The organism is Micromonospora sp. U56, from assembly GCF_018070095.1.
Lineage (GTDB): Bacteria > Actinomycetota > Actinomycetes > Mycobacteriales > Micromonosporaceae > Micromonospora > Micromonospora purpureochromogenes.
Genome location: NZ_JAGPYL010000204.1, coordinates 1 through 6,307 on the forward strand (window position 1 = coordinate 1; position 6,307 = coordinate 6,307).

Consider the following 6,307-nt stretch of genomic DNA (forward strand, 5'->3'; position numbering starts at 1 on the left):
CCCCTTCCGCGGCGTACCCGTCAGCGGGGCAGCGGGGCGTCGGCCCGGCGCAGCACCGACCAGCCGGCGTCGCGGGCCCGGGCGGCGGCGAGCAGCCCGGCCACGCACGGACCGTTGGTGATCTCCCCGGCCAGCACCATGCCGACCGCCTCGTCCAGGTCGAGCCGGACGATCTGGATGTCGGCCTCCTCGTCACGGCGCTCGTGCCGCGCCTCGGCCGGCACGTCGGCGAGGTCGCGGGCGAGGAAGACCCGGACCACCTCGTCGGAGAAGCCCGGCGAGGTGTGCACGTCGACCAGCAGGTCGAGCGTGCCGGCGGTCAGGTCGGCCTCCTCGGCCAGCTCGCGGGCGGCGGCCGCCGGCAGCGGCTCGCCGTCGACGTCCATCAGCCCGGCGGGCAGCTCCCAGAGGTGCCGCCCCACCGGCTGCCGGTACTGCCGGACGAGCACCACCTGGCCGGCGTCGTCGAGGGCCACCACGGCGACCGCGCCGACGTGCCGGACGTAGTCCCGCTTCGCGGTGTCGCCGCCGGGCATGGTCACCTCGTCGGTGACCACCGAGAAGATCCGGCCCCGGAAGCGCTCCTGCCGGTCGCGCAGCTCGTAGCGGTGCTCGACGGCGCTCACGAGGCGGACGCCGCCTTCGCCGTCGCCCCGTTGCGGGACGCCTTCTTCGCCGTCGGAGCCTCCGCCATCGCGTCCAGGTCCACCGGCAGCTGGTCGGCCTCCGAGTACGCCACGGCCGCCTTCACGAACGCCGCGAACAGCGGGTGCGGGCGGGTCGGGCGGCTCTTCACCTCGGGGTGCGCCTGGGTGGCCACGAAGAACGGGTGCAGGCTGCGGTCCAGCTCGATGAACTCGACCAGCCGGCCGTCCGGCGAGGTGCCGGAGACGTGCAGGCCGGCCTTGGTGAGCTGGTCGCGGTAGGCGTTGTTCACCTCGTAGCGGTGCCGGTGCCGCTCGCTGACCTCGGTGCTGCCGTACGCCTCGGCGACGAGCGAACCCTCGGCCAGCGTCGCCGGGTACGCCCCGAGCCGCATGGTGCCGCCCAGGTCGCCCTTGCCGGCGACGATGTCCTCCTGGTCGGCCATGGTGGCGATGACCGGGTGCTTGGCCTCCTCGTCGAACTCCAGCGAGTTGGCGCCGTCCAGGCCGGCCAGGTGACGGGCCACCTCGATGGTCATGCACTGCAGGCCGAGGCAGAGGCCGAGCAGCGGGATGCCGTTCTCGCGGGCGTACCGGGCGGTGCCGATCTTGCCCTCGATGCCGCGCACCCCGAAGCCGCCGGGGATGACGATGCCGTCCGCGCCGGCCAGGGCCGCCGCGGCGCCGGCCGGGGTGACGCAGTCGTCGCTGGGCACCCAGCGCAGCTGCACCCGGGCCCGGTGGCCGAAGCCGGCGGCCCGGATCGCCTCGCTCACCGACAGGTACGCGTCGGGCAGGTCGACGTACTTGCCGACCACCGCGACGGTCACCGTGTGGTGCGGCTGGTGCACCCGGTCCAGCAGGTCGTCCCAGCTGGCCCAGTCGACGTCACGGAAGGAGAGGCCGAGCCGGCGCACCACGTACGCGTCGAGGCCCTCGCGGTGCAGCACCTTGGGGATGTCGTAGATGCTCGGCGCGTCCGGGGCGGCGACGACCGCCTCCCGGTCCACGTCGCAGTAGAGCGAGAGCTTCTCCTTGAGCTTCTCCGGGATCTCCCGGTCGCAGCGCAGCACGATCGCGTCGGGCTGGATGCCGATGTTGCGCAGCTGGGCCACCGAGTGCTGGGTCGGCTTCGTCTTCAGCTCGCCCGAGGGCGCCAGGTACGGCACCAGCGAGACGTGCAGGTAGAAGCAGTTGTCCCGGCCCAGGTCGTGACGGACCTGGCGGATCGCCTCCAGGAACGGCAGCGACTCGATGTCGCCGACGGTGCCGCCCACCTCGGTGATCACCACGTCCGGAATCTGGCCGTCGCCGTCCGGGTCGGCCATGCCGAGGATCCGGGACTTGATCTCGTTGGTGATGTGCGGGATCACCTGGACGGTGTCGCCCAGGTACTCGCCGCGCCGCTCCTTGGCGATCACGTCCGAGTAGATCTGGCCGGTGGTGACGTTCGCCTTGCCGGACAGGTCCCGGTCGAGGAAGCGCTCGTAGTGCCCGACGTCGAGGTCGGTCTCGGCGCCGTCGTCGGTGATGAAGACCTCACCGTGCTGGAACGGGTTCATCGTCCCTGGGTCGACGTTGAGGTAGGGGTCGAGCTTCTGCATCACCACACGCAGCCCGCGCGCGGTGAGCAGATTGCCGAGGCTGGAGGCGGTGAGGCCCTTGCCCAGCGAGGAGGCGACGCCTCCGGTGACGAAAATGTGCCTGGTCGTCCGTGCTGAAGGGGCCAAGGCCTGCTCCCGTGTCGTCCGTAGCGGTCGTGCGAACCGCCGTGCCGATCAGCAAAGTGATCACGCGATCCACGGGATTCCACGGTAACACCTCTCCGGCCCGGGGCGGGCGTCGCACCCACCCCGGCCCGCGTCGGAGCCCGCAGCGGGTCAACCCGTCGTGACCTCGGTCGATGTCGGGGTGGCCGACTCCCCGGCCCGCGCGGCGGGCACGCCGGCACCGCGGGCACCGCCCGCTCCCGCCGCCCGCTCACCCGCGCTCCGCACACCACCGTCGCCGCCGTCGGGGCCGTCACCGTCGCCGTCACCGGCCTCGCTGTCGGCGGTGCCGGCGGTGTCGCCGTCGTCCCCGGCCTCGCCGTCGGCGGTGCCGGCCGTGTCGCCGGTCGCCGTACTCCGGTCGCCGGAGCCACCCTCGGCCCCGCCCGGGGCCGCGTCGGCGGCCGGGGCCGCGTCCCGGGTGCCCGCGCCGTCGGGCGGCGGGCGGTCGGCGCGCGGGTGCTCGTCGGCCGGGGTGGTGCCGCCCCCCCCCGGTCCGCCGGCGGGCGCGTCCCCGGCGGGCGGGCCGGCCGGCCCGTCGCCGCGCTGCCGGCCGGCGCCCGGCTGGGTGCGGTCGGTGGAGTGGTCGAGCACCCGCAGCGAGGCCAGCGCCGCCATCGGCACCACCAGCGCGGCGGCCGCCCCGGCCACGTCCAGGGCGGAGCCGCCGAGCAGCCCGCCGATCACCGCCGCCACGGCGGTACCGGCCATCGCCGCCCGGATCGCCGGGTAGATGCCGAACAGCCGCATCAGCCCGCCCCAGGGCTGGAGCAGGGCGAACCACACCAGCAGGGCGCCGACCACGGCGAGCAGGGTCAGCGGGCTGTTCACCAGGGTCTCGAAGTTGGCGGTGCTGGAGCGGTGCACCGTCAACCCACCGGTGCCGTCGCCGAGGGCGGCGAGGAACCGCCCGAGGCTGCCCCGCTCCTCCGCCGGCCGGCGCAGGTCCACCAAGGCGTACCCGATGGTCAGCGCCAGGCCCGCCATGGCGGCCCAGACCAGCCGGCTGACGGTGAGCCAGCCGCCGGTGGAGATCGCCGCGGCGACCGCCACCCCGGCGGTGAGCGCGACCGCGCCGATCGGGTCGGAGCCGAGGTACGGGCTGCCGACCACCACCGCGGCCGTCCCGCCGACCGTCACCACCACCATCGGCCGCCACGCCCGGCGGAACCGCTGGGCGAGCCAACCGGCGCTGAGCAGCGCGCCGGCGAGGAACACCCCGAGGCCCACCGTGCCCAGCCCGGAGAACCGGCCGCCCTCCAGCGCCGAGTAGCCGACCACGCCGTTGAGCTGCAACCGGGCGCCGCTGAGCACGTCCGCGCCGACCACCAGGGTGGCCAGCCCGGCGACCGCGCCGAGCGGGCCGAGGGTGCGGTCGTGGCCGGGCGCGAAGCGCACCAGGGCGGTGGCCGCGACGATCAGGGCGACGGTCACCAGCGCGAACCACCAGCCGGCGTGGTCCACCCGCCACCAGGGCACCGCGTCGGCGAGCAGCGCGGCCGGCACCGCCAGCGCGACGGCGATGAGCAACAGCTCCACGGTCGCGACCACCCGGCGGGAGACCGGCGGCGGGCTGTGCGGGCCGGCGAGCCGGCGGGCCCGGCGCAGCAGCGGCAGCACGGTCACGAAGAGCGCCACCTGCGCCAGGGCGAGCAGGGCGAAGAACCAGCCGGCCACCCTCCGCTGGGCGCCGGCCTCCCGGTCGGCGTCCGCCGGGGCGGCGATCGCGGTGGCCAGGTCGTCCGGCCGGCCGTCCACGCGGATCGCCGGACGGCCCAGGAAGAGCCGCTCGGGCATCGGCCGGCCGAGCGCGGCGAGCGCGGTCGGGGCCAGGTCGACCAGTTGCAGGTAGCCGTCCCGGCCGGTGCTGGCGGAGGTGAGCAGGCCGCCCTCCCAGCCCGGACCGTCGGCGACGGCCACGTGCAGCCGGGACGGCGTCTCGGTGTCCGAGACCCCGGCCACCATCACCAGCGAGCGGGGCGGGCGGGCGGCGAGCACCGTGGCCAGCGCCGCGTCGACCCGGCGGGCCTCGGCGGCCCGGGTCGCCGGGTCGTCGCCGGCCACCGTGCCCAGGTCGACGATGCTCAGCACGCAGGAGCCGAGCAGGCCGGCCGGGTCGTCGGGCAGCTTCGGCGCGTACCGGTCGACCCGGCCGAAGGGACGGGCCGCGGCGACGGCGGCGCCGGGGCCGATCGCCACCGAGCAGCGCACCGACTCCGACAGCGAGCCGGGCACCGCCCCCCAGGGCAGCCGTTCCTGGTTGTGCAGGACCACGCTCTCCTGGTCGGGCAGGTTCGCGCCGATCCGGTCCGGCTGCTCGATCGTCACGCCGACCGGCGGGCAGGCGCCCTGCTGCCGGCTGCCGTTCCAGGCCGCGTAGCTGCCCGCGCCGAGGGTGAGCCAACCGTCCACCGGGCAGGTGGGGCGGTGCGCGGAGCGGGTGGACAGCGAGCCGATCGAGCCCTGCTGGGCCATCCGCCACAGCGTCGGGGTGGTCTGCGGGTCGACGTCGTCCCAGCGCAGCCCGGCCACGCCGGCGAGCACCACGAAGTCGGCGGTGCGCCGCGGCGCGCCGGTCTCCGGGCGGGCCGCCAGGGCGGTCACGCCGAGCACCACCACCAGCAGGGTGAGCAGGACCGGGGTGAGTCTGCGCAGCATCAGCGACGTCCCGTCGATCCGGTGTCCGCGCCGGGCGCGGCCGGCCCGGCGGCCTCGGGACCGAGCTCGGCGTAGAGGTCCAGCAGCGCGGCGACGGTGTCCTCCTCGGTGGGCCAGGTCGCGGCGCGGGCGGCGCCGCGCCGGGCGAGGTCGGCGCGGAGGCTCTCGTCGTCCAGCAGCGCGCGCACCGCCGCGTCGACCGCGTCGACGTCCCCCGCCGGCACCAGTACCGCGGCGTCGCCGACCAGCTCCGGCAGGCCGCCCACGGCGGTCGCCACCAGCGGTACGCCGGCCCGCAGCGCCTCCTGCGCGAACAACTGCCGGGCCTCCCAGTCGCTGGTGACCACCGCCAGGTCCGCGCCGGCGAGCAGGTCCGCCACGTCGGTGCGGTGGCCGAGCAGGGTCACCGGCGCCCGGGCGGCGGAGATCCGGGCGGCCAGTTGCAGGTACGCCGGTCCGCTGCCGGCGATCACGACGGCCGGCGGCGGGGTCCGGGTACGCCAGCGGGCCGCGGCGTCGACCAGCACGTCGTACCGATTCTGCGGGTGCAGCCGGCCGACGGAGAGCACCAGCGGCGGGCCCGGTACGACGCCGAACTCGGCGCGCACGGCGGCGCGCCGGCGGCGCGGGGCGGGCAGGGTGGGTGCGGCGACCGGGGCGAGCCGGGCGTCGGCGGCGCCCAGCGCGGCGGCCCGCTCGACCAGGTCCGCCGAGGCGCCGAGCGCGACCCGGGCGGCGCGGGCCACGACCCGCTCGGCCAGCCGGGAGAGCTGACCGCGCACCCCGCCGGCGAGGACCGCGTTGTGCCAGGTGACCACGAGCGGCGCGGCCGGCCGGGCGAGCGTGGCGACCAGACCGGCGCGCAGCCCGTGGGCGTGCACGACCCGTACCGTCTCGGCGGCCAGGGTCCGGCGCAGCGCGGACACGGCCCGCGCGTCGCCGGGGGTGGGGCTGGCCGGGATCTCCACCGGGGCGAAGCGCGCCCCGACGGCGGTGAAGTCGAACTGGTCCTGGGTGGCGGCGGGCCCGCACACCAGCACGGGGACGCCGGCCTCGGTGAGGCCGCGGGCCACCGAGCGGACGTGCTGCCCGACCCCGCCGGTGCTGGAGGCGAGCAGCAGGACGACCGTGCCCTGCGAGCGCGGCGCCGAGGAAGCGTCGGTCATCGGTGCTCACCTTCCGTTCGCGACTGCGGGGCTCGCAGACCCGGCTCACTCCTCGCGCTCACCGGGACAC

The 6,307-nt window shown here is 76.5% G+C and carries 4 protein-coding genes; all 4 read right to left on the minus strand.

Annotated features, from left to right (window positions below; genetic code table 11):
• Window positions 1–20: 20 nt before the first annotated feature.
• Window positions 21–626: an NUDIX domain-containing protein gene (locus KBX37_RS33005; RefSeq protein WP_210779743.1), complete on the minus strand. Its 606-nt coding sequence runs from the start codon at window positions 624–626 to the stop codon at window positions 21–23.
• Window positions 623–2,374, minus strand: a complete 1,752-nt coding sequence (locus KBX37_RS33010; RefSeq protein WP_210779744.1) for a CTP synthase — start codon at window positions 2,372–2,374, stop codon at window positions 623–625. Before KBX37_RS33010 ends, KBX37_RS33005 begins: the two co-directional genes overlap by 4 nt.
• A gap of 150 nt (window positions 2,375–2,524) precedes the next feature.
• Window positions 2,525–5,071: a hypothetical protein gene (locus tag KBX37_RS33015; RefSeq protein ID WP_247659456.1), complete on the minus strand. Its 2,547-nt coding sequence runs from the start codon at window positions 5,069–5,071 to the stop codon at window positions 2,525–2,527.
• Complete coding sequence (locus KBX37_RS33020; protein WP_210779745.1) at window positions 5,071–6,237, minus strand: glycosyltransferase family 4 protein; 1,167 nt, start codon at window positions 6,235–6,237, stop codon at window positions 5,071–5,073. The genes KBX37_RS33015 and KBX37_RS33020 overlap by 1 nt, the downstream gene beginning before the upstream one ends.
• Window positions 6,238–6,307: the final 70 nt, after the last annotated feature.

Bases quoted from the DNA above. Each gene is read 5' to 3' on its own strand.
- KBX37_RS33020 (WP_210779745.1), bottom strand. From the start codon at position 6,237: ATGACCGACGCTTCCTCGGCGCCGCGCTCGCAGGGCACGGTCGTCCTG.
- KBX37_RS33015 (WP_247659456.1), bottom strand. From the start codon at position 5,071: ATGCTGCGCAGACTCACCCCGGTCCTGCTCACCCTGCTGGTGGTGGTG.